The 22,792-nt window shown below is 70.8% G+C and carries 23 protein-coding genes; 10 read left to right on the top strand and 13 right to left on the bottom strand.

The window, feature by feature from the left end; translation table 11 throughout:
• Positions 1 to 50 precede the first annotated feature (50 nt).
• A complete protein-coding gene (locus EP26_RS07085; protein ID WP_043337417.1) occupies positions 51 to 1,037 on the top strand; it encodes a Bug family tripartite tricarboxylate transporter substrate binding protein in 987 nt (328 codons plus the stop codon).
• Here EP26_RS07085 and cofC read toward each other — a convergent pair.
• From cofC to EP26_RS07060, 5 genes are read right to left on the bottom strand one after another with little or no spacing between them, the layout of a single operon-like run.
• Positions 1,027 to 1,674: a 2-phospho-L-lactate guanylyltransferase gene (gene cofC, locus EP26_RS07080; protein WP_052388900.1), complete on the bottom strand. Its 648-nt coding sequence runs from the start codon at positions 1,672 to 1,674 to the stop codon at positions 1,027 to 1,029. The two genes, EP26_RS07085 and cofC, sit on opposite strands and share 11 nt — an antisense overlap.
• Positions 1,671 to 2,579: a 2-phospho-L-lactate transferase gene (gene cofD / locus EP26_RS07075; protein ID WP_043337415.1), complete on the bottom strand. Its 909-nt coding sequence runs from the start codon at positions 2,577 to 2,579 to the stop codon at positions 1,671 to 1,673. Before cofD ends, cofC begins: the two co-directional genes overlap by 4 nt.
• Positions 2,576 to 3,313, bottom strand: coding sequence for a coenzyme F420-0:L-glutamate ligase (cofE, locus tag EP26_RS07070; protein WP_043337414.1), 738 nt, complete (start codon positions 3,311 to 3,313; stop codon positions 2,576 to 2,578). The genes cofD and cofE overlap by 4 nt, the downstream gene beginning before the upstream one ends.
• 3 nt (positions 3,314 to 3,316) lie before the next feature.
• Complete coding sequence (fgd, locus tag EP26_RS07065) at positions 3,317 to 4,321, bottom strand: glucose-6-phosphate dehydrogenase (coenzyme-F420) (protein WP_043337412.1); 1,005 nt, start codon at positions 4,319 to 4,321, stop codon at positions 3,317 to 3,319.
• A gap of 13 nt (positions 4,322 to 4,334) precedes the next feature.
• The gene (locus EP26_RS07060) at positions 4,335 to 5,189 is read right to left on the bottom strand and encodes a TIGR03620 family F420-dependent LLM class oxidoreductase (protein ID WP_052388899.1); all 855 of its coding nucleotides are present in this window, start codon (positions 5,187 to 5,189) and stop codon (positions 4,335 to 4,337) included.
• Positions 5,190 to 5,316: 127 nt separating this feature from the next.
• Between EP26_RS07060 and EP26_RS07055 the strand changes: the two genes are divergently transcribed.
• Positions 5,317 to 6,942: a peptide chain release factor 3 gene (locus EP26_RS07055; protein WP_043337554.1), complete on the top strand. Its 1,626-nt coding sequence runs from the start codon at positions 5,317 to 5,319 to the stop codon at positions 6,940 to 6,942.
• Positions 6,943 to 7,148: 206 nt separating this feature from the next.
• A complete protein-coding gene (locus EP26_RS07050; protein WP_043337411.1) occupies positions 7,149 to 8,174 on the top strand; it encodes a lipase family protein in 1,026 nt (341 codons plus the stop codon).
• Here the strand turns inward: EP26_RS07050 and EP26_RS07045 are convergent.
• From EP26_RS07045 to EP26_RS07025, 5 genes are all read right to left on the bottom strand, one after another.
• Positions 8,171 to 8,461, bottom strand: a complete 291-nt coding sequence (locus tag EP26_RS07045; RefSeq protein WP_043337410.1) for a contact-dependent growth inhibition system immunity protein — start codon at positions 8,459 to 8,461, stop codon at positions 8,171 to 8,173. The two genes, EP26_RS07050 and EP26_RS07045, sit on opposite strands and share 4 nt — an antisense overlap.
• A 1-nt stretch (position 8,462) precedes the next feature.
• The gene (locus EP26_RS07040; RefSeq protein ID WP_043337408.1) at positions 8,463 to 9,752 is read right to left on the bottom strand and encodes an adenylosuccinate synthase; all 1,290 of its coding nucleotides are present in this window, start codon (positions 9,750 to 9,752) and stop codon (positions 8,463 to 8,465) included.
• Positions 9,752 to 10,903, bottom strand: a complete 1,152-nt coding sequence (locus EP26_RS07035; RefSeq protein ID WP_043337406.1) for an ATP phosphoribosyltransferase regulatory subunit — start codon at positions 10,901 to 10,903, stop codon at positions 9,752 to 9,754. The genes EP26_RS07040 and EP26_RS07035 overlap by 1 nt, the downstream gene beginning before the upstream one ends.
• 51 nt (positions 10,904 to 10,954) lie before the next feature.
• On the bottom strand, positions 10,955 to 11,347 hold the full coding sequence (locus tag EP26_RS07030) for a hypothetical protein (protein WP_043337404.1): 393 nt from the start codon (positions 11,345 to 11,347) through the stop codon (positions 10,955 to 10,957).
• A gap of 67 nt (positions 11,348 to 11,414) precedes the next feature.
• Positions 11,415 to 11,849: a VOC family protein gene (locus EP26_RS07025; protein WP_043337403.1), complete on the bottom strand. Its 435-nt coding sequence runs from the start codon at positions 11,847 to 11,849 to the stop codon at positions 11,415 to 11,417.
• 55 nt (positions 11,850 to 11,904) lie between these two features.
• Here EP26_RS07025 and EP26_RS07020 point away from each other — a divergent pair, with 55 nt between their 5' ends.
• The 3 genes from EP26_RS07020 to EP26_RS07010 all read left to right on the top strand — a co-directional run bounded on the left by EP26_RS07020 (position 11,905) and on the right by EP26_RS07010 (position 14,605).
• Positions 11,905 to 12,597 (top strand): winged helix-turn-helix transcriptional regulator, encoded by a 693-nt coding sequence (locus tag EP26_RS07020; RefSeq protein WP_043337401.1) that lies wholly within the window; start codon positions 11,905 to 11,907, stop codon positions 12,595 to 12,597.
• Between the two features lie 200 nt (positions 12,598 to 12,797).
• On the top strand, positions 12,798 to 14,018 hold the full coding sequence (locus EP26_RS07015; RefSeq protein WP_245624314.1) for a PQQ-dependent sugar dehydrogenase: 1,221 nt from the start codon (positions 12,798 to 12,800) through the stop codon (positions 14,016 to 14,018).
• Complete coding sequence (locus EP26_RS07010) at positions 14,015 to 14,605, top strand: c-type cytochrome (protein ID WP_043337399.1); 591 nt, start codon at positions 14,015 to 14,017, stop codon at positions 14,603 to 14,605. Before EP26_RS07015 ends, EP26_RS07010 begins: the two co-directional genes overlap by 4 nt.
• Before the next feature lie 50 nt (positions 14,606 to 14,655).
• On the opposite strand, the gene EP26_RS07005 is transcribed toward EP26_RS07010, so the two are convergent.
• On the bottom strand, positions 14,656 to 16,263 hold the full coding sequence (locus EP26_RS07005) for a cisplatin damage response ATP-dependent DNA ligase (RefSeq protein WP_043337398.1): 1,608 nt from the start codon (positions 16,261 to 16,263) through the stop codon (positions 14,656 to 14,658).
• Positions 16,260 to 17,342: a ligase-associated DNA damage response exonuclease gene (locus tag EP26_RS07000; protein WP_052388898.1), complete on the bottom strand. Its 1,083-nt coding sequence runs from the start codon at positions 17,340 to 17,342 to the stop codon at positions 16,260 to 16,262. Before EP26_RS07000 ends, EP26_RS07005 begins: the two co-directional genes overlap by 4 nt.
• A 266-nt stretch (positions 17,343 to 17,608) precedes the next feature.
• On the opposite strand from EP26_RS07000, the gene EP26_RS31755 reads away from it, so the two are divergent.
• From EP26_RS31755 to pdeM, 3 genes are read left to right on the top strand one after another with little or no spacing between them, the layout of a single operon-like run.
• Positions 17,609 to 18,655 (top strand): sensor histidine kinase, encoded by a 1,047-nt coding sequence (locus EP26_RS31755; RefSeq protein WP_169747369.1) that lies wholly within the window; start codon positions 17,609 to 17,611, stop codon positions 18,653 to 18,655.
• A gap of 42 nt (positions 18,656 to 18,697) precedes the next feature.
• A complete protein-coding gene (locus EP26_RS06990) occupies positions 18,698 to 21,244 on the top strand; it encodes a ligase-associated DNA damage response DEXH box helicase (protein ID WP_084112367.1) in 2,547 nt (848 codons plus the stop codon).
• Positions 21,241 to 21,963 carry a ligase-associated DNA damage response endonuclease PdeM gene (gene pdeM, locus EP26_RS06985; protein ID WP_043337397.1) on the top strand — a complete coding sequence of 241 codons (723 nt, stop codon included), beginning with the start codon at positions 21,241 to 21,243 and terminating at the stop codon, positions 21,961 to 21,963. The genes EP26_RS06990 and pdeM overlap by 4 nt, the downstream gene beginning before the upstream one ends.
• On the opposite strand, the gene EP26_RS06980 is transcribed toward pdeM, so the two are convergent.
• Positions 21,941 to 22,420 carry a fasciclin domain-containing protein gene (locus EP26_RS06980; RefSeq protein WP_043337394.1) on the bottom strand — a complete coding sequence of 160 codons (480 nt, stop codon included), beginning with the start codon at positions 22,418 to 22,420 and terminating at the stop codon, positions 21,941 to 21,943. The two genes, pdeM and EP26_RS06980, sit on opposite strands and share 23 nt — an antisense overlap.
• Positions 22,421 to 22,604: 184 nt before the next feature.
• On the opposite strand from EP26_RS06980, the gene EP26_RS06975 reads away from it, so the two are divergent.
• Positions 22,605 to 22,792: helix-turn-helix domain-containing protein (locus EP26_RS06975; RefSeq protein ID WP_043337547.1), on the top strand; the 188-nt coding region annotated here is incomplete at its 3' end.

The raw sequence follows: 22,792 nt of genomic DNA, 5'->3' as shown, positions 1-22,792 counted from the left end.
TTTCAGCGGTCCTGCGTTATGGGGGCGCCAAACCCCTGCCGGAGAGACCGATGCCCCATCGTCGCCTGCTGCTGAAGGCCGCCGCCCTCAGCCTGCCCGCTCTCGCTGCCCGCGCCCAGGGCTTCCCCGAACGGCCGCTCCGCATCGTCGTGCCCTTCGCCCCAGGCGGCGCCGTGGACCTGACGGGGCGGCTGCTGGCGGAGCAGCTGCAGCCAGTGGTCGGGCAGAATGTCGTGGTCGAGAACCGCGGCGGCGCCGGCGGCAATCTCGGTGCCGATGCGGTGGCGAAGGCGGAGAAGGACGGCTACTCGCTGCTGCTCGGCTCGGCGAACATCCTCTGCGCCAATAAATTCCTCTTCCGCCGGTCCATGCCGCTCGACCCGATGCGCGACCTGGCGCCGGTGACGCGGGTCACCACGGGAACGGTGGTGCTGATCGTCAACGGCAAGAGTCCCTACAAGAGCTTCCAGGAGCTGATGGCGGCCGCCAAGAAGGACCCCGGCAAGCTCACCATGGGCTCCTCCGGCACCGGCACCGTCAGCCACCTCACCATCGAGTCGGTGAAGCGCGCGGCGGGCGTCGACATCACCCATGTGCCCTATCGCGGCGGCGGACCGGCCTTCCAGGACCTGCTCGCGGGCAATATCGACATGATGTTCGACGTGATCCCGGCGGCGATCGCCAATATCCGCGAGGGCGCCTTCCGCCCGCTCGCCGTCGGCAGCGCCGAGCGCATCACCTATGTGCCGGAGCTGCGCAACGTGCCTTCGATGAAGGAGCTGCTGCCGAGCGCCAATATCGACATGCAGAGCTGGTACGCCATCAACACCACGGCGGGGACGCCGGCGGACCGCATCGCCATCCTGCACCGGGCGCTGACGCAGGTGGTGCGGGGCGATACCTTCCGCGGGAAGATGGAGCCGATCGGCTTCACCCCCGTCGCCGACGAGACGCCGGCCGCCTATGGCGAGTACATGCGTGCGCAGGAGAAGGTGTGGCAGAAGCTGGTCGAGGACTCCGGCGCGACTATGGAGTGAGGCCGCACTCGCGCAGGAAGGCGAGCGTCCGCGTGCCGGCGGCCTCCGGCAGGCGGGCGAAGCTGGCGAGGTCGGCGGGGTGGTCGATATCCATCCCGATGCCTGGCAGCGGGACGATGCGCGGCGCGATGCCCTGGGCGCGGGCCGCGGCGAGGTGGGGGAAGTAGCTGTCTTCGCCGAAGCGCAGCGGCACGGCGAGCGGCGGCGACATCGCCACGGCATTCGATCCCAGCTCGTCATGCGCGGGCGCGATCGTGAAGGCAGGGGCGTCGCCATGCGCGGCGAGCACCGCCTCGATCTCGGCGGGCGTGACGGCGGGGATGTCGCCGGGCAGCGTCAGGATGCCGCGCGCGCCCTCTGCGGCGAGTGCGCGGGCGGCGGCGGTGACGCTGCCGGTATGGCCGTCGCGGGCGCCCTCGGTCAGAACGCGGGCGCCGCTGCGGTGGGCGAGGTCCGTCGCCCAGGGGTCGAGCGTCACCAGGGCAACGCCGGCGAGGCCGCGCGCCCCGAGCAGCGCCGCCAGCACCTCGCCGATCATCACCTGCATCAGCGCCACGCGCTGCGCCGGGGAGAGGGCGGGGGAGAGGCGCTGCTTCGCGCCTGCCAGCTCCTTCACCGGGAGGATGGCCCAGGTCATGCAGCGGCCAGCACGGCGCGCGCGAGGGCGATCTTGTCCTCGAGGCTCCGCATCAGCGTCGGCGCGCGGATGACCTGCGCCGCGATGCCTGTCGCATCGTCGCCGGGCTCCATAACGTAATGCGTCAGCAGCCCGGCATAGCGAGCGGCGACGGCGGCGGCGCTCGGACCGATGCCGGCCTGCTCGAACATGCGCGCGGTGGGGCCCTTCACCGCCTGGCCGGCGATGATTGACGAGACGGCGACGACCGGGGCGCCGCAGCCGGCGATGGCGGCGCGCAAGCCAGGCACGGCCAGGATCGGCTCTATGCTGATGAAGGGGTTGGAAGGGCAGATCACCACGGCGCGCGGCCGGGCGAGCAGCGCATCCAGCAGCGCGGGGTTCGGTCGGGCCTCGGCGGCGCCGGCGAATTCGATCCCGCGCACCGGCGGGCGAGTCTGGTCGCGGACGAACCAATGCTGGAAGTCGAGCCAGCCTTCGTCGCTGCGGATGCGCGTCCGCACCGGGTCGTCGCTCATCGGCAGGATGCGCGGGCCGATGCCGAGGCGGCGGGCGACGTCGGCGGTGATGGCGGTGAGGCTCTCGCCCGCGCGCAGCCGCCGCGTGCGCTCGACATGGAGCGCGAGGTCGCGGTCGCCGAGGCGGAACCAGGTCTCGCCGCCGATGCTCGCCAGCGTCTCCATGAAGGACCAGGTCTCGTCGCGGCGGCCCCAGCCGAGTTCCTGGTTGTCGAGGCCGGCCAGCGCATAGGTCAGCGTGTCGATATCGGGCGAGATGCTGAGGCCGAGATGCTCGAAATCGTCGCCGGTATTGGCGACGATCAGCAACTCATCCGGCGGCAGGACATGGCTGAGGCCGAGCGCCAGCTTGGCGCCGCCGATGCCGCCCGAGAGGGCCACGATCACCGGAACAAGTCCTCCGCCTCGGGCCGCAGCAGGTCGGCGGCGGGGCTGGGCGGGGCGTCCCATTCCAGGCCGCGCACCAGCACGACGGGCTGCGCCTCGGCGCCCTGGCCTTGCAGCAGGGAGGCGGCGGCGGCGATTTCGTCAGCGAAACCGCTGATGCTGACTTGCAGCGTACGGCCGAAAAGGTCCGGCCGGCCGCGCAGGTCCCAGAGCGCTGGCAGGCCGGCGGCGCCGATCGCGACGCCCACCGTGCCGCGGCGCCAGGCGCGGCCGAAGCTGTCGGTGATGATGATGGGGCAGCCGAGCCGCGCGGCGAGCGCGGCGGCGGTGCCGTCCGGGTCGCGCGGCAGCAGCAGCGCGTGGCCCTCCTCGCCGAGATTGGACTGGTCGATGCCTGCATTCGCCATGACGAAGCCCAGCCGGTGCTGCACGATCAGCAGGCCCGGCCGCGCGCGGACGACGCGCTGGCTCTCCGACAGCACCAGCTCGACGAAGCGCGGGTCCTTCTGCACCCGCTCCGCCAGTGCCCGCGCCTCGGCCGAGGGGGTGACGGTGGCAAGGGCGACGCTCCGCCCCTCGGCCTTGCTGACGATCTTCTGCGCCAGCACCAGCACGTCGTCGCCGCGAAGGGCGAGCCGGGCGCGGGCGAGGCCGGCCTCGATCAGCGATGCCAGGTCATCCCCGGCCCGCACCATCGGCAGGCCGGGCAGCGCCAGCAGTTCCAGCCGCTGCACGGCTCAGCCGAAGCGGCGGCGGAGCAGGGGCAGCACCTGCTCTCCATAGAGCTTCAGGAAGCGCGCCTGGTCCGGCCCCGGCGCGTGGAAGACGAGGTGGTTGAAGCCGAGCGCCACATACTCGCCGATGCGCTCGACATGCTCCTCGGCGTCGCTGGAGACGATCCAGCGGCTGGCGGCGCGCTCCAGCGGCAGGGCATCGGCCAGGCGCTCCATCTCGGCCGGGTCCTCGACCGACATCTTCTCCTCGGGCGAGAGGGCGAGCGCGGCCCAGTGGCGGGTATCCTCCAGCGCACGCTGCTTGTCGGTGTCGAAGGAGACCTTCACCTCGATCATGCGGTCGTAGTTGGGTTTCGGCGCGCCGGCGGCTTCCAGCCCGACGGCGAGGTTGGGCAGCAGCGTCTCGGTGTAGAGCTCCCGCTTCTTGCCGCTGGTGCAGATGAAGCCGTCGCCGCCGCGGCCGGCATATTTGGCGACGAGCGCGCCGGCGGCGGCGACATAGATCGGCACCATCTGCTCTGGCCGGTCGTAGATCGTCGCCTTGTCGGTCCTGTAGTACTGGCCCTCGAAGGTCACGCGCTCCTCGGACCAAAGCCGGCGCATCAGCTGCACCGCCTCGCGCATGCGGGCGAAGCGCTCCTTGAATTCGGGCCAGGGCGCGCCGGTCGAGGGCACCTCGTTCAGCCCCTCCCCGGTGCCGATGCCGAGGATGACGCGGCCGGGATACATCGAGCCGAGCGTGCCGAAGGCCTGGGCGACGATGGAGGGGTGATAGCGGAAGGTGGGCGTCAGAACGGAGGTGCCCATCACCAGCCGCTGCGTCCGGGCGCCGAGCGCGCCGAGCCAGACCAGCGAGTTCGGCGCGTGGCCGTCCGTGTGCTTCCAGGGCTGGAAGTGGTCGGAGATGAAGCAGGAATCGAAGCCGCATTCCTCGGCCATGATGCCGAATTCCAGCAGCTTCGCCGGGGCGAATTGTTCGGCCGAGGCCTTGTAGCCGAGCGTCAGCATCGGTGTGTGTCCTTCACAGGTCGGCCAGCGCCGCCAGCATGGCGTCGCGCGCCGCGATGTCGCCCTTGGCATGGATGGGCTGGATGCAGAGATGCGTCGTGCCCGCCGCGAAATGCTCGGCGAGCTTCGCCTTCACCGCCGCCGCGTCGCCGGAGATCACCATGGCGTCGATGAAGCGGTCGCTGCCGCCATCCTTCAGGTCGTCCTCGGTGAAGCCGATGCGCAGCCAGTTGTTCACGTAGTTCGGCAGGGTCAGGTAGTGCGCCAGCTCGGCGCGGCCGAGGGTGCGGGCGCGGGCGAGGTCGGTCTCGAGGCAGACCTTCTGCTCGACGGCCAGCACCTTGCCCGGGCCGAGGATGCCGGCGGCGATGCGGGTGTGCTCTGGCGTCACGTTGTAGGGCACGGCGCCATGGGTGCGCTTCGCCGCCAGCTCCAGCATCTTCGGGCCGAGGGCGGCTAGGAGGATGGGCCAGTCCTCGCCGGTATCGGCCTGGATGCCGTCGAGATAGGCGCGCATGGCGGGCACCGGCTTGTCGTAGCGATGGCCGCGCACACCCTCCACCAGCGGGATGTGGCTGACGCCGAGGCCGAGGACGAAGCGGCCGCCATGGAAGGCATTCAGCGTCGCCATGCCGCGGCGGGCGGTGAAGGGGTCCCGCGCATAGATGTTTGCGATGGAGCTGCCGACCGTCAGCCGCGTGGTGGCGGCGAGGAGGTGGCCGGCGAGGGTGAGGGACTCGTAGCCGCGCGCCTCCGGATACCAGAGCGTGCCGTAGCCGAGCTCCTCCACCCGCCGGGCGAGGGCGGCGAGGCCCGGCCCGTCCAGCCGGTCGGCGGGGTACCAGACCCCGAGGCGTCCCAATTCCATCCCATGCCCTCCGCCGGCCAGCATTGCGCCGGGGCCGCCCGCTGTCCACCAGCCCTGGTCTTTGGGCGCCCGGGAGCCTAGATCAAGGGCCAGACCCCATATCAGCAGAGACGCGCCCGTGGACGCCATGACCCCGGCCGACCTCTCCGCCACGGCACCGAACCAGGTTTCGGCCGAGGCGGGGCGGCGGCGCACCTTCGCCATCATCGCCCACCCCGATGCCGGCAAGACGACCCTGACCGAGAAGCTGCTGCTGCGTGGCGGCGCCATCCAGCTCGCCGGCGCCGTGCGGGCCAAGGGCAATGCCCGGCGCACCCGCTCGGACTGGATGAAGATCGAGCAGGACCGCGGCATCTCCGTTGCGACCTCGGTGATGACCTTCGAGCGCGGCGGGCTGATCTTCAACCTGCTAGATACGCCGGGCCACGAGGACTTCTCCGAGGACACCTACCGGACGCTGACGGCCGTCGATGCCGCGGTGATGGTGCTGGACGCCGCCAAGGGCATCGAGGCGCAGACCCGCAAGCTCTTCGAGGTTTGCCGCCTGCGCGACATCCCGATCATCACCTTCGTCAACAAGATGGACCGCGAGGCGCGCGACCCCTTCGAGCTGATCGACGAGATCGAGAAGACGCTGGCACTGGACGCCGCCCCCGTCGCCTGGCCGGTCGGGCGGGCGAGCGAGTTCGCCGGCACCTGGGACATGCTGGCGCGGCACTTCCTGCCCGTCGATGCGGATGACCGCTCGGCCGTCGCGCTCTCGGGCCTGGACGATCCGAAGCTGGCCGGGCTGGTCGGGCCGGAGCGGGCGGCGGCGCTGGCGGAGGAGGTCGGGCTGGCCGAGGCCGCCTGCCCGGAATTCGACCTGGAGGCTTTCCGCCAGGGCACCCTCACCCCGGTCTTCTTCGGCAGCGCGTTGCGCGACTTCGGCATTGGCCACCTGCTGGACGGCCTCGCCCGCTACGCCCCGCCGCCGCAAAGCCGCAGCGCCGATGCGCGGCCCGTGGACCCGGGCGAGCCGGCGCTGACCGGCTTCGTCTTCAAGGTCCAGGCCAATATGGACCCGAATCACCGTGACCGCGTCGCCTTCGTCCGGCTCTGCTCCGGGCGGCTGGTGAAGGGGATGCGGCTGAAGCAGGTCCGCACCGGCAAGCAGGTGCCGGTCAATGCGCCCCTGTTCTTCTTCGCCAAGGACCGGCAGGTGGCCGAGGAGGCCTGGCCGGGCGACGTGGTCGGGGTGGCCAATCACGGCACCTTGCGCATTGGCGACACGCTGACCGAGGGCGAGGCGATCAACTTCCGGGGCGTGCCGAGCTTCGCGCCCGAAATCCTCCGCCATGTCCGGCTCGAGGACCCGATGCTGGCGAAGAAGCTGAAGACGGCGCTCTCGCAGCTCGCCGAGGAGGGCGTGGTGCAGCTCTTCCGCCCGCTCGACGGTTCGAACCCCGTCGTCGGCGTGGTCGGTCAGCTTCAGCTCGATGTGCTGCAAAGCCGCCTCAAGGTCGAATATGGCGTGCCGGCCGGCTTCGACGACACGATGTGGCAGATGATGCGCTGGGTCACTGGCGAGGATCGCGCCGCGCTCGACCGTTTCGCCCAGGCCAACCGGCGCGACGCGGGCGAGGACCATGACGGCGCACTGGTCGCCTTCTTCGGCTCCGACTGGCGGCGGAAGCGGGCGGAGGAAGAATGGCCGATGCTGCGCTTCCACGCCGTGCGCGAACAGCATGGGCTGGAGATGGCGAAGCGTTAAGATGGATGTCCAAAAGTAACCGGCTCGGTTGAACAGCCGGCCGGAGCAATTGCCACCAACGCAATCGCGCGGAACCTTGAGCGAGGGCCGCGTGTTCTCTCCCCGAAAGCCGCACCGGGCATGCCCCGGGTAAGCCGGCGGGGCCCGCCATCGGCGGTTCCCTTCGCCCCCGCTGCGGCGGGTGGCCACAATGCAGGAGAGACACAGTGACGACAGCGACTGACGCTGCGCTCGCGCAGCTTTCATTCAATGCCTATTCGAATACGCCGGTGACGTTGCCGGCCGGCTTCACCCCCGCAGCGGACCTGCCTGTCACCCTCGGTGCCGGGCAGAGCTTCGCGGGCGGCCTCTATCAGAGCGACAACTCCGCGGCGCTGGTGACGGAGGGCGTGGTGAACGGCCAGGAGAGCCTCGTCATCGTCTTCCGCGGCAGCGACGACCAGCAGGACAGCTTCAACGACCTGCAGAACATCAATGCCGACTATGCCGACTTTACCTCGCTCTTCCAGGCGGTGGATCAGGCGGCGGCGAGCGGGCGTTACGACCAGATCGTGGTGACGGGGCACAGCCTCGGCGGGTCGCTGGCGCAGCAGTTCATGGCCGCGCACCCTGACCAGGCGGGCGTGACCTATGATGCCGTGACCTTCGGCTCGCCGGGCGCGATCCTGCCGCCGGGTGCGGATCCGCGCATCACCAATTTCGTCATCGCCGACGATCCGGCCGTCGCGCTCGGCGCGCACCGGGCGGAGATCGGCGAGGTGCTGCGGGCCGACCCGACCCTGGCGAATCTTGCCGCCGACAAGGCCGCAGAGGAATTCCCCGGCCTCACCGAGGAGCAGGCGCTGGCGACGATCAACAGCCTTACCGTGAACTACGAAAACCGCGGCGACATCGTGCTGCTGCCGGGCAAGAGCGCCGACCTCTCGCCGCAGGCGGGCATCGCCGGCCTTGTCCAGCTCGATGCGGCGCAGCACGCGCCGGAGCTTTATGCCAGCAGCACCGCGACGGCGGCCGCCTCGCCCGAGCCGGAGCTGATCGTGCCGGAGACGGGCACGACCGACCCGCAGCTGCTCGCGCTGCGCAGCATCTATGACAGCGACGGCGGCGACCCGCAGGTCTTCCAGTCGCTGATCGATGGCTGGCGGCAGGATGTGCAGGCGGAGGCGAACGACGTCTTCACCGGCATCCGCGACGACCTTGCCGCGATCGGGCAGGACCTGAACCTGATCTAGGGCTGCTCCAGCAGCCGCAGGATATCCCTCAGCCACTCGGCCGTGGAATGGCCGTTGGCCGAGGGGTCGATATCCGGCTCCAGATGCCGCAGGAAGGCGGCATCGGCGAGGCTGCCGGGATGGTCGGCAAGGAAGCGGCGGATGTCCGCGGCAAGCAGCGCGCGTTCCGCCAGAGTCTGCACTTGCCGCACCTCCGCCATGATTGCCGCATCGTCGCCGTCCAGGTCGCAGTCCTGATGGAACCGGGCCTGGATGAACCCGGCGAGATGCGGGTAGAGCGCAGGCACGCTACCCCGCGAAGGGGTCGCGCAGCGTGATGGTGTCGTCGCGGTCCGGGCTGGTGCTGAGCAGCACCACGGGCGCCTCCACCAGCTCCTCGATGCGGCGGACATACTTCACCGCCGCAGCCGGAAGGTCGGCATAGGAGCGGGCGCCGCGGGTGGAGCTGGTCCAGCCCTCCAGCACCTCATAGACCGGTTTCGCCGCGGCCTGGGCGCCGGCGGCGGCCGGCAGGCGGCGGTAATGCTCGCCGCCGATGGTGTAGCCGGTGCAGATTTTGAGCTCCATAAGCCCATCCAGCACGTCGAGCTTGGTGAGGGCGAGGCCCTGAATGCCGCCGGTCTTCACCGCCTGCCGCACCAGGCAGGCATCGAACCAGCCGCAGCGGCGCGGGCGGCCCGTCACCGTGCCGAATTCACGGCCGCGCTCGCCGAGGCCCCGGCCGATCTCGTCCGTCAGCTCGGTCGGGAAAGGGCCGCTGCCGACGCGGGTCGTGTAGGCCTTGGCGATGCCGAGCACCATACTGATGGCATCCGGCCCGATCCCCGCCCCCGCCGCCGCATTGCCGGCGACGGTGTTGCTGCTGGTGACGTAGGGGTAGGTGCCGTGGTCGACATCGAGCATCACCGCCTGCGCACCCTCGAAAAGCACGCGCTGGCCGCGATGCCGCGCCTCGTCCAGCCGCTCCCAGGCCGGCTCGGCGAAGGGCAGCAGCCGTGGCGCCAGCGCCAGCAGCCCGTCGAGCAGCGCCTGCTTCTCGAAGGTCTGGGCGCCGAGGCCGCGCAGCAGGCTGTTGTGATGCAGCAGCAACTCGTCGAGCTTGGCCGAGAGCGTCGCCGGCTCGGCGAGGTCGCAGAGGCGGATGGAGCGGCGGCCGACCTTGTCCTCATAGGCCGGGCCGATGCCGCGCCCGGTGGTGCCGATCTTGTCCTCGCCGCGCGCCGCCTCGCGCGCCTTGTCGAGCGCCGGGTGCAGCGGGAGGATCAGCGGCGTGTTCTCGGCGATGCGGAGGTTCTCCGGCGTCACCGACAGCCCCTGCGCGGTGACGCGGTCGATCTCGGCCAGCAGCGCATCCGGGTCGAGCACCACGCCGTTGCCGATGATGCCGAGCTTGCCGCGCACCACGCCCGAGGGCAGCAGCGAGAGCTTGTAGACCTGCTCGCCGATGACGAGGGTATGGCCGGCATTGTGTCCGCCCTGGAAGCGCACGACGATGTCGGCCCGGCTCGCCAGCCAGTCCACCACCTTGCCCTTGCCCTCGTCGCCCCACTGGGCGCCGATCACCGCCACATTGGCCATTACACGTCGTCCTTGCTGAAAGGCGTGGCAGCACCGTCGCGCAGGACATGCGTGCAGCGCAGCGCGGCGGGGCTGTCGCCCGGCGCCAGCGCGGCGACCGTGGCGAAGCCCTGGCTCCGCAGCGCCGCAGCGGCGGCGGGCGGGGTGCCGAGGGGGAGGAAGATGCGTGGCCGTGAGGCGGCGGGACGGGCGGCGCGCAACACGGCGTCGGGGTAGAGGCTCATGCCCGTCGCCGGCTCGTCATTGGCGGAGACATAGCGGCCGCCGCGCGCCAGCTCGCCGGTCGCGCCCGGCCCGTAGAGGGTGAAGGCGACGCCTACATGATAGCGGAAGCCGCGGAACTCCACCGGATCGAGGGTGATGCGCAGCTCCGGCTCCCGCGCGCGGATGGCGGCGATGACGGCGGCGGCGTTGTCTGCGATGGCGCGCGCCGCGGTCGGCAGGTCGGCGGCGGCGAGCGCGGCCAGCGCGCCATCGGCCGGGCCGGCGGCGGCCAGCAGCACCGGCAGCGCGGCGGCCAGCGGCCCCGCCTGCTCGGCCAACGCCGTCGCCGCGGCGGCATCCTTGCGGTCGAGCGCGCGCGCCAGGCGCTGGCTGAGCGTGGACGGCACGCCAGCGGCCTCCAGCAGGGCCGGCGCCATGGTGGGGAGGGTGATGTCGAGGCTCACGGCGGGGACGCCGGCGCGGGCCAGCGCCTCGGCGGCGACCAGGGCGACCTCGGCATCAGCCTCGGCGGCATCACTGCCGATCAGCTCGATGCCGGCCTGCGGGAGCTGGCGCTCCGGCGCAAGCTGGGTGCCGCGCACGCGCAGCACCTGCCCGGCATAGCAGAGGCGGAGCGGCCGGGCCTGCAGGCCGAGCCTTGTCGCCGCGATGCGGGCGACCTGCGGCGTGGTGTCGGCACGCAGCCCCATCATCCGCTGGCTGACCGGATCCATCAGGCGGAAGGTCTGCTCGGCCACTGCGGCGCCGGAGCCGGCGAGCAGGCTGTCCTCGAATTCCAGCAGCGGCGGCTTCACCCGCTCATAGCCATGCCCGGCGAATGCGGCCATCAGCGTCTCGACGAGCGCCGCCTCCCGCTCCGCCTCGGGGGGGAGGAGGTCCATCAGCCCGGCGGGCAAGAGGGCGGGGTTGGGCAGGTCGTCGGTCATGCGGGCGCGGGTGTGGCAGGGGGCAAGGGGGGATGCAAGGGGCTCACGCCCCTATTCGTCCAGGGGATAGTCGGCCAGCTCCGGCCGCATGGCCTCGATGACGAAATCGACGAAGGCGGCCGGGGCGTCGAGGTAGAACTCCCGCGGCGAATAGGCGCCGACCTGCGCCTCCACCCCCTGCCCTGCCAGCCATTCGGCCAGCGCCTCCAGCGCCTCGCGCGGCGTCTCGCTGAGGAAGGAGACCTGGGAGCGGAGCTTGTCCGCATCCCGCCCCGGTGTGTCGCTGTGGCTGAACTGCAGGTCTATGTTGGCTCCCGGCTGGCGAAGCCAGATGGCGCGCTCCGTCCGCCGCAGCACGGCGAAGCCGAGCCGGGCGGTGAAGAGCGCCACCACCGTCTCGAAATGCTCCGGGTTCAGCCGGTTGGCGACATGGTTGAAGCGCATGGTGCGGGCTCCGCTTGGCTCTCGCCGGCAGTGGAGCGCCGAAACCTCACGAGGTCGAGCCGGCTTCTCAGGATGCCTCCTTCCCCGACCCCATCGCGGTCTTCGCCGCCTCGAGGTCCATCCACATGATCTCCCAATGGTGCCCGTCCGGGTCCTCGAAGCTGCGGCCATACATGAAGCCATAGTCCTGCGTCTTGCCGGGGTCCTTGCGCCCGCCGGCGCCGCCGGCCCGCTCGACCACGGCATCCACTTCGGCGCGGCTCTCGGCGGAGATGCAGATCAGCGCGGCGCTCGAGGCATGGGCATCGGCGATCGGCTTCGCCGTGAACTGCCGGTACTTGTCATGGGTCAGCAGCATGGCGTGGATGGTCTCGGAGAAGACCATGCAGGCGGCGGTCTCGTCGGTGAACTGCGGGTTCAGCGTCGCGCCGACGGCCTCGTAGAAGGCGATCGAGCGCGTCAGGTCGGTGACGGGCAGGTTCACGAAGATCAGCTTGGGCATGAGCGTCCTCCCTGGGGCTTGAGGATGCTGCCCGGAATAGTTATAAATTGCAACTATGAAGTCAGAAAAAATAACCGAAACTGGGCCGCGCCGCTGGTACGAGGATGCCTGCGCCGCCGCACATGCGCTTGACCTGGTCGGCGAGCGCTGGGCGCTGCTGGTGATGCGGGAGCTGATGTTCGGCCCCCGGCGCTTCGGCGAGCTGCGCGCCAGCCTGCCCGGCATCAGCGCCAACGTGCTGACCCAGCGCCTCGCCGGACTGGAAGCGGCGGGGGTGGTGGTGCGGCATCGGCTGCCGCCGCCGGCCTCGGCCCAGGTTTATGCGCTGACCGAATGGGGGCTGGAGAGCGAGCCGATCTTCCAGGCGCTCGGCCGCTGGGCGGCGCGCTCGCCCCTGCATGACCCGACGCTGCCTTTCAGCGCCGCCTCGCTGCTGCTCTCCCTGCGGACGATGCTGGATGCGGGGCGGGCTGGCGGGCTGGCTGCGCGCATCGGCTTCCGGCTGGGGGCGGAGCGCTACCTCGCCCGGCTCGGCGAGGGGCGAATCGTCATCGCGGCGGGGCCGGTCGAAGGTGCCGATCTCATCCTCGACGGTGCCCCAGCCGTCATCGCCGCCGCGATCTATGGCGGCCAGCCGCTGGAGGCGCTGGAGGCCGCGGGGGTGCTCAGGGTCGAGGGCGACCGGGCGCTGGCCGCGCGCTTCCTCACCTTGTTCCCGCTGCCGCCCAAGGCCGGGGCCGCGTCATGAAAGGCTGCATGGATCGTTGTCAATCCAACGGGCAACGAGGTGCCTGATCCGGCTCCAGCGAAGCTGCGCCTGCCGCCTCACGCAATAGAGAGGCTTGGAAGCCGAATATAGCCGGCCATCTTCGCCGTACCTTGCCACGCTGCCGCTTTCGTTCTTCCATCGCGGAAGCTGGCTTCGGATGGCCGCGGAGGGAGAGATTAATGAATTTCAAAGGCGCGATGCTTGGCACCGTCCTGGCACTGTGTGCGGTGCCGGCCTTCGCACAGCCGGCCGCCCAGGCACCGGTTCCCGGCTGGGCCGTCGGGCGGCCGGAAGGCTCCACCCTGGCGCCGCATGCACCCCGCCTCACGGCGACGCCGCGCGACCAGGTGCCGGTTTCCGCGATTCGCCTTCCGCCCGGCTTCCAGGCCGAGATCTATGCGCACGGCATGCCTGGCGCCCGCATGATGGCGGAGGGCCCGAACGGCACCATCTTCGTCGGCACCCGCTCCATCGGCCGCGTCTATGCCGTCTCGAAGAATGCGGACGGCACCACGCGCACCCGCGTAATCGCCCAGGGGCTGACCCAGCCCAACGGCCTGGTGATGGTGGGCAACAGCCTCTACGTCGTCGCCGTGAACCGCGTGCTGCGCTACGACAATATCGAGCAGAACCTGGAGGAGGTGCCGGCGCCGGCCGACCTGACCGCGGCCTTCAACCTGCCCACCGAGCGGGACCATGGCGGCAACCACCATTGGAAGTTCACGACGCTCGGCCCCGATGGCCGCATCTACATGAATATCGGCGTCAACTGTAATATCTGCGAGTTCGACCGCGATCAATTCGCCACGCTGGTTTCCTTCAACCCGGACGGCAGCGACCGCCGGCTTGAGGCGCGCGGCATCCGCAACAGCGTCGGCATGGCGCATCACCCGGTGACGCGCGAGCTGTGGGCCACCACCAACGCGCGCGACTGGTCCGGTGACGAATGGCCGGAGGATTCGCTGCACCGCATCGCCCGCCGCGGCGAGGATATCGGCTTCCCCTTCTGCTCGACCGGGCAGCCCGACCCGCAATACAACGCCGGGAAGGATTGCAGCCAGTTCTCCCGCCCCACGGCGCTGCTGGGCCCGCACACCGCCGCGCTGGGCATGCGCTTCTATACCGGCACCATGTTCCCGGAGGCGTATCGCAACCAGATCTTCATCGCCCGGCACGGCTCCTGGAACCACAGCCGACTGGTCGCCTTCGACGTGGTGGTGGCGAAGCTGGACGCGCAGGGCAATGTCACGGGGGTCGAGGAATTCCTCACCGGCCTGCGCGACGACGCGAACCAGAAGTTCCTAGACCGGCCAACGGATGTGCATGTGATGCGCGACGGCTCGCTGCTGGTGTCCGGCGAGCAAACCGGCGCGCTCTACCGCATCACCTACCGCCAGTGAGTCTCGCGCGGTTCCTGGCGGCGGCCGTCCTGGCCGTCGGCCTCCCTGGCCTCGCGGCCGCACAGGACAAGGGCCGGGGCCAGGCGCTGGCCAGCGGCCGTTGCAGCACCTGCCATGGCGAGGATGGGCGAAGCCGCATTCCGGACATCCCCTCGCTCGCAGCGCAGCAACCGGGCTACGTCACGATCCAGCTGATCCTGATGCGGGAGGGCATCCGCCAGGTCCCGGCGATGCAGCCCTTCGTCGAGAATATGCCCGACCAGGATATCGAGGATCTCGCCGCCTGGTTCAGCAGCCTCCCGCCCAGCCCGGCCGAGGACCGCAGCCCGCGCGATGCGGCGCTGGCAGCCCGCGGCGAGGCCTTGCTGGGTCCGCGGCATTGCACGACCTGCCATCTGCCGAGCCTTGCGGGACGCGAGCAGATCCCGCGCCTCACCGGCCAGCGTGAGGAGTTCCTCGCGCGCACCCTGACCGAATACCGCGACGGCCAGCGCAACGGTGCCGACCCGCAAATGAATGGTGCCGTGTTCGGCCTGTCCGATGCCGACATCGCGGGGCTGGCGCATTACCTGGCGCATCGGGAATGAGGCGGGCCTGAGCAGCCCTGCGCCACCGTCCCGGATACCAGGGAGGGTAATCACCCCTCTGCCGGCCCCGCCTCGACATAGGCCATCAGGTTCTCCAGCCGGTCCGCCTCGCTGGCCGGCTTGTCGGTGCGGATGCGGGCGATGCGCGGGAAGCGCAGCGCGACGCCCGATTTGTGCCGTCCGGAGAGCTGCGCCGCGTCGAAGATCACCTCCAGTACCAGCGCCTTCTCCACCTCCCGCACCGGGCCGAAGCGGCTGGTCGTGTGGTTGCGGATCCAGCGGTCGAGCCAGCCCAGCTCCTCATCCGTGTAGCCGGAATAGGCCTTGCCGACCGGCACCAGCTCCTCGCCCCCTGCCCCATCCGGGCGCCAGAGGCCGAAGGTGTAGTCGGAGTAGAAGCTGCTCCGCTTGCCATGGCCGCGCTGGGCATACATCAGCACGGCGTCGATGGAGAGCGGGTCGCGCTTCCACTTCCACCACATCCCCTTCTGCCGCCCGGCGAGGTAGGGGCTGTCGGCGCGTTTCAACATCAGCCCCTCGATCGAGGCTGCCCGCGCGCCATCCCGCACCTCGGAGAGCTGCGCGACGGAGGCGAAGGCGATCAGCGGCGAGAGGTCCATCCGCGCCGGCTCATGGCGGGCGACCCAATCCTCCAGCCTTCGCCGCCGCTCGTCGAAGGGCAGCGGGCGAAGATCCTCACCGCCTTCGAAGAGCAGGTCGTAGAGGCGAACGCCGACCGGGTAGTCGCGCAGCATCTTCGGCCCGACCTGCTTGCGGTTCAGCCGCTGCTGCAGATCGGCGAAGGGGGCCACCAGGCCGTCGCGGATCACCAGCAGCTCGCCATCCAGCACGCCATGGAAGTCCATCGCCTCGGTGATCTCGGGGAAGCCGCCCGAGATGTCCTCCCCGCCCCGGCTCCAGATGCGCCGGCCGCCCGGCCCGGCGGTGAGCTGGACGCGGATGCCGTCCCACTTCCACTCGGCGCGATAGGCCGCGGGGTCGAGCGCGGCGAGGTCGCGGTCCTCCAGCGGATGGGCCAGCATCAGCGGGCGGAAGACGGGTGCGTCGCGCGGGTCGGGCTTTTCCGCCTGCCCCTCCAGCCAGCGGAAGATCGGCAGGTAGGGCGGGGCGACGCCGTGCCAGATCTCCTCGATCTCCTCGACCGGCTTGCCCGACCACTCGGCCAGCGCGACCCGCGCCAGCCGCCCGGAGACGCCGACGCGCAACCCTCCGGTGATGAGCTTGATCAGCGCCAGCCGCCCGCCGGAGTCGAGCGTGTCGAGCCAGCCAGCGATCAAGGCTGGCAGCTCCGCCTTCGGCGTCACCTCCAGCGCCTCCACCACCTCGGAGAGGGTCGGCGGCTCGGCGTTCACCCCCATGCGCTCCGGCCAGATCAGCGCCACCGTCTCGGCCAGGTCGCCGACATAGTCGTGGCTGAGGGCGAGCAGCACCGGGTCCGTCCGCGCCGCCACCAGGTCGCGGATCAGCATCGGCTTGGCCGTGGTGAAGACCAGCTCCTCGGTCAGGGCGGCGAGGCCGACGCCGCGGTCCGGGTCCGGCTGGGTGGCGAACCAGTCGCGCAGCAGGGCGAGCTTGGCGTTGCGGCCGGGAGTGAAGACCAGCCGCTCCAGCAGCTCGGCGAATGCGGGCAGGCTCATGCCGCGGGGGCTCCCTCGGACGCCACAGCCTCGTCCTCATCCTCGCCGAGCCCGACCAGATGCAGCGCCCGCCCGCGGATGCCGCGCCCGGCCAGCGCATGCACCAGCGCGTCGTCCCGCCCATGGGTCACCCAGACCTCCGGTGCGGCCACCTCGTCGATGGTGCGGTTGAGGTCCGGCCAATCGGCATGGTCGCTGATGACCATGGGCAGCTCGACGCCGCGCAGCTTCGCCCGCTGGCGGACCCGCATCCAGCCGCTGGCCAGCGCCGTCACCGGCTCGGCCAACCGCCGCGCCCAGCGGTCGGCGATGGCCGAGGGCGGGGCGAGCACGATGGCGCCGCGCAGCTCCGCCTTGTTGGCAACCGTCGCCGGCCGCAGCTCGCCGAGCGGGACGCCGAGCTGCTCGTAGAGCCGGCAGAGCGGCTGCTGCGCCCCATGCAGGTGGATAGGTCGGTCCCAGCCCGCGGCGCGGAGCAGCGTGATCAGGCGCTGGCACTTCCCGAGCGCGTAGCAGCCGACCACATGCGTCCGCTCCGGGAACAGGGCGAGGCTCCGCAGCAGCTTCGCCACCTCATGCGCCGGGTCCGGGTGGCGGAAGACCGGCAGGGCGAAGGTCGCCTCGGTGACGAAGACGTCGCAGGGCACGGGCTCGAAGGGCAGGCAGGTGGCATCCGCCTGGCGCTTGTAGTCGCCGGAGACGACGGCCCGGCTGCCCCGCCACTCCATTACCACCTGCGCCGAGCCGAGCACATGCCCGGCCGGCACCAGGCGGATGGTGACGTCGCCCTGCCGCAGCACCTCGCCATGGCGCATCTCCTGCTGGCTATCTCCCGCCCCCTCGCCCATCCGCGCCCGCATGATGGCGAGCGTCTCCGGCGTCGCCAGCACGGATCGGTGGCCGGGCCGGGCATGGTCGGCATGGCCATGGGTGATGACGGCCCGCTCCACAGGCCGTACCGGGTCGATGAAGAAGCCGCCGGGCTCGCAGAGGAGGCCGTCGGGGGTGACGCGGAGCCAGGTCTCGGGATGAGGCATCGTGAAGGAAGCTTGGCCCTGCGCCGCGCCGGTGCAACCCATCACCTTGCTGCCAGGATATTGTTGAATTGTTCGAAAAATCACCTCACAGCGAAGCTAATTGCGTCCCGGGTGGCGCTGATTGAGAGTGCGACGCAGTGATGACGGATGGTTTTGGCCGTGTCGGCAACCCGGCCTGCGGCGCGCTGTTTCCATTGGCGCGCGCCAAGGCAAAGCCAAGGAAACCTCTGGTCGCTTCATGCGTCATACGGGACCGTAACTGCAACGGCCTACGGCGTCGCGGCATCGATAAAGGGCAAGAGGACTGGATGTCGCCAGGGCAAGGGAGTGCCACAAATGCCAGGCTGGCGACGCAGGTGACGGCTGGTCAGGCCGAACCCTCCCTCCTGGCCGACTACGCCCCGGTGATGCTTTGGCAGGCGGGGCCGGACCGCGAGCGGACTTTCGTCAACCAGTCCTGGCTCGACTTCACCGGCCGGACGCTGGAGGAGGAGTTGGGCGCCGGCTGGCTCGAGGACGTGCATCCCGAGGATCGGGCACGCCGTGAGCAGGCCTTCCTCCGCGGCTTTGCCGACCGCGTGCCCTTCACCCTCGACTTCCGCCTCCGCCGGCATGACGGGGAATGGCGCTGGCTGCTCGAGACCGCGCGGCCGCTCTGCCAGGATGGCCAGTTCACCGGCTTCGTCGGCTCCTGCGTCGACATCACCGAGATGCGCCAGGCGCTGGAGGAGCGTCGCCACGCGCTCGCCGAGCGGGAGCTGCTGCTGGCCGAGCTGCATCACCGGGTGAAGAACAACGCCCAGGCCACCACCTCCTTCCTCGGCCTGCAGGCCAGCCGCGCCACCAGCCCGGAGGTATCGGCCGCGCTGCGCGGCGCCGCGACGCGAGTGATGCTGGCGACGCTGGTGCAGGACCGCATGTTCCGCATCGCCGAGAATGCGATGATCGACCTCGGCGCCGAATTGCAGGCTACCGCCCGCAGCGCGCTGGATGTGGTCGGCCGCCCCGGCATCGCCCTGGAGGTGGAGGTGGAGCCGGGGCTGCTGCTGCCCGTCTCCCAGGCGACGCCGCTCGCCCTCATCGTCAACGAGCTGGTGGTGAATGCCGTCCGCCACGCCTTTCCCGAACACCATACCGGCACCGTCCGCCTGTCGCTGCGCCGGCCAGCGCCGGGGCTCGGCGAGCTGGTGGTGGCGGATAACGGCATCGGCCTGCAGGAGGCGCAGCGGCGCAACTCGCCGCAGGGCTGCCTCGGCCTGCACCTGGTGCCACGGCTGGCGCGGCAGGCCCATGCCAGCCTGCGGATCGAAGCCGATAGCGGAACGAAGGCGACGCTTCGCTTCGCCTGCGGGTAACGCCTTCCCGAGTCCGCCCGGTCCCGCCATATAAGGGGCCGGATGGGAACATTGCCGGAACCGTTTGCCGCCTGGTTCGCCGGGCGAGGCTGGACGCCGCGGGCGCACCAGCTCGCGCTGCTGCGGGCGGGGCAGGCTGGCGAATCCGCCCTGCTGGTCGCGCCGACCGGCGGCGGCAAGACTCTGGCCGGCTTCCTGCCGAGCCTCGTCGACCTCGCCCGCAACCCGCGTCCCGGCCTTCACACCCTCTACATCTCGCCGCTGAAGGCGCTGGCCGTCGATATCGCTCGCAATCTCATGGCGCCGGTCGAGGAGATGGGCCTGCCGATCCGCATCGAGACGCGGACGGGCGACACGCCGCAGAACCGCCGCGCCCGGCAGCGCGCCGACCCGCCCAACCTGCTGCTGACGACGCCGGAGAGCCTCGCCCTGATGCTCTCCCAGCCCGAGGCGGCGGAGGTCTTCGCCGGGCTCGGCGCCGTCATCGTCGATGAGATCCATGCGCTGGCCGGCAGCAAGCGGGGCGACCAGTTGGCCCTCGCCCTCGCCCGGCTCGGGAGGCTGGCACCGGCGGCGCGGCGCGTCGGCCTCTCGGCGACGGTCGCCTGGCCGGAGCCGCTGCGCGCCTTCCTCTCCCCCTCCGGCAAGGCCGAGGATGTGCGCCTCGTCCAGGTGCGCGGCGGCGCGCCGCCGGAGCTGTCGATCACACTGCCCGAGGGCCGGCTGCCCTGGGGCGGCCATATGGGCCTCGCCTCCATGCCGGAGGTCTACCGCCGCATCCGCGAGGCGCGTGTCACCATCGTCTTCGTCAACACCCGTGCCCAGTCGGAGCTTTGCTTCCAGGCGCTATGGCGGTTGAACGAGGACGGCCTGGCGATCGCCCTCCATCATGGCAGCCTCACCGTCGAGCAGCGCCGCAAGGTGGAGGCGGCGATGGCGGCGGGGAAGCTGCGCGCCGTGGTGGCGACCGCCTCGCTCGACCTCGGCATCGACTGGGGCGATGTGGACCAGGTCATCCAGGTCGGGGCGCCGAAGGGCGTGGCGCGGCTGCTGCAACGCGTCGGCCGCGCCAACCACCGGATGGACGAGCCCTCCCGCGCCGTGCTCGTCCCCGCCAACCGCTTCGAGGTGATCGAGTGCACCGCGGCGCTCGAGGCGGTGCGGCACGAGGAGCTGGACGGCGACCCGCCGCGCCCCGGCGGGCTCGACGTGCTGGCCCAGCACATCCTCGCCATGGCCTGCCACGCTCCCTTCCATCCGGACGACCTCTACGAGGAGGTCCGCCGCGCCGCGCCCTATGCCGCCCTCACCCGCCGCGACTTCGACGACGTGCTCGGCTTCGTCGAGAATGGCGGCTACGCGCTCCGCGTCTATGACCGCTTCCGCAAGCTGTTCCGCGATGCCGAGGGGCTGGTCCATGTGCGCGACCAGCACGTGGCACGGCAGCTGCGGATGAATCTCGGCACCATCGTCGAGACGCCGCTGCTGAAGGTCCGCCTCCGCGGCGGCCCGGTGCTGGGCGAGGTGGAGGAGTGGTTCATCTCGACGCTCGTCGCCGGCGACTGCTTCATCTTCGCCGGCCAGACGCTCCGCTTCGAGGCGCTGGACGGCGTCAGCGCTGTCGTATCCCGGGGCGGCGAGGGCGAGCCGCGCGTCCCCGCCTATGCCGGCTCCCGCATGCCGCTCTCCACCTGGCTCGCGGCCCGGGTGCGGGAGATCGTCAACGACCCGCGCAAGTGGCGCCTGCTGCCCGCCCCCGTGCAGGACTGGCTGAAGCTGCAACGCAAGCAGAGCATGCTGCCCCCCAAGGACGGGCTGCTGATCGAGACCTTCCCGCGCGGCGGCCGCTGGTTCCTCGTCGCCTATTGCTTCGAGGGGCGGCTGGCGCACCAGACGCTCGGCATGCTCGTCACCAAGCGGATGGAGCGCGCCGGCTTCGGCCCGCTCGGCTATCTCGCCACCGACTACGTCCTCGCCACCTGGTCCGCCTTCGAGGCGACCGATGTGGAGCACCTCTTCGAGGAGGACATCCTTGGCGAGGAGTTGGAGGAGTGGATGGCCGAGAGCTCCATGCTCCGCCGCACCTTCCGCAACATCGCCACCATCGCCGGGCTGCTCGAGAAGAACCACCCCGGGCAGGAGAAGCGCCCGCGCCAGATGACCATGAATGCCGACCTGATCTACGACGTGCTGCGCAAGCACGAGCCCGACCACATCCTGATGCGGGCGACGCGGCAGGAGGCAGCGGGCGGACTGACGGATGTCGCCCGCATCAGCCTGCTGCTGGCCCGCGCCCGCGGCCGCATCATCCACCGCCGCCTCAACCGCGTCTCGCCGCTGGCCGTGCCGGCGCTGATCGAGGAAGGGCGCGAATGGGTCGCCGGCGGCGCCGAGGACGCGCTGCTCGCCGAGGCCGAGGCGCTGGTCGGCGAGGTGACCGGCGGCGCCGAACTCTTCTCCGGCCTGCTCGCCGATGTGACGGAGGGCATCGCCATCCGCCCGCGCGACGTTGACAAGCCGCGGCACCGCGAGCGGCCGCGCCGCAACCGCTTCATCCGCAACGCGCCGAAGAGCCTCGGCCAGGCATGAGCGCGGCCCCGATCCATCTCGGCGGCGAGCGGCTGATGCTCGACCCGGCTGGCGTGCTGCACTGGCCGGCGCGGCGCACGCTGGTCGTCGCCGATCTGCACCTGGAGAAGGGCAGCGCCTTCGCCGCCGCCGGCCGCTTCCTGCCGCCCTACGACACGCGGGAGACGCTCTCCCGCCTCGCCCTGCTGCTGCGTCGCTGGAAACCGGCGCGGATCATCGCTCTCGGCGACAGCTTTCACGACCGGCATGGCGCCAGCCGCCTGCCGCCCGCGGAGCTGGAGGCGCTGCACCGCATGCTCTCGGGCATCGAGATGCTCTGGGTGCTGGGCAACCATGACCCGGAGCCGCCCGAGGGACTGCCCGGCACGGCGGCCGAGGAAGTACGCGACGGCCCGCTCGTCTTCCGCCACCAGGCGCGGCCGGCCGCCTCGCGCTTTGCCATGGCACCGGGCGGCGAGGTCTCCGGCCATTTCCACCCGAAAGCGACCATGGCGACGCGCGCCGGCGGCATTACCCGCCCCTGCTTCGTCGCCGACGGCAGGCGCCTCGTGCTGCCCGCCTTCGGCGCCTATACGGGCGGGCTCGACGCGCGGGACCCGGCCATCGCCGGCCTATTCCCGCGCGGCGCGCGCTTCTTCCTGCTGGGGCGGGAGCGGCTGTTCAGCATGACCGCCGCTCCCTCGCAACAGGCGGTGCCTACGGGAACAGCACCTGGCTGACGGCGTGGATGATGCCGTTGTTGGCGACGATGTCCGGCCCGACCACCAGCGCCGGCGCCTGGACGTTCAGCCCGCCCGCGCCGAAGCTGCCGGTCTGCCGCTCGGGCGCCGGGTTGCTGATGGCGATCTTGCTGCCGTCATTGGCGACCAGGATCTCGGCGCCGTTCACCGTCCTGAAGCGCCGCCCGTCCAGCAGGCCAGAGGAGGGCATGGAGCCGGAGACGATGTGGTAGGCCAGGAACTCGCGCAGCCGCAGCGGGTCGGCGCTGTTCTGGTTGATGTTGCCTGAGCCCTGCGCGGTCAGCTCGGTGATGCGGGCATTGACCACGTCGAAGACCGCATCGACCGGGGCAAAGACCGTCACGCTCGCCGTGGAGCGCAGCTGGTCGGTGATGCCGGCCTGGGTGATGAGGTCGATGAAGCGGTTGAAGCGGCCATCGGCGGCCAGCGTCTCCATCACGTTGCGGGTCTGTGCCTGGGCCGGGCGGAGGCCCGCCAGGATTGTGCTGCCTGCGAAAGCGGTTGCGAGGAAATGACGACGGTGTAATACCAACCGCCATGGTCACTGACTCGCATGTGATCCGCGGTTTGCGGCGGGCGTGATTCGCTGTCTCCCGGGGGTTCGATTCGGGAGGCTTGCGATGGCGGTGGTGATCACGCGGCAGGACTTGTCGGCGGATGCCCTGAGGCAGGCTGCAGCTCGCAGTCGGGACGCGAACGCAGCGCGACGCATGCTGGCTCTTGCCTTGGTACTGGAAGGGCAGTCGCGCACGGACGCGGCCGCAACCTGCGGCATGGACCGGCAGACCCTGCGCGATTGGGTGCACCG

The sequence above is a fragment of the Belnapia moabensis DSM 16746 genome (assembly GCF_000745835.1).
GTDB classification, from domain to species: Bacteria; Pseudomonadota; Alphaproteobacteria; order Acetobacterales; family Acetobacteraceae; genus Belnapia; species Belnapia moabensis.
This window is presented reverse-complemented; position numbering and strand designations above follow the sequence as displayed.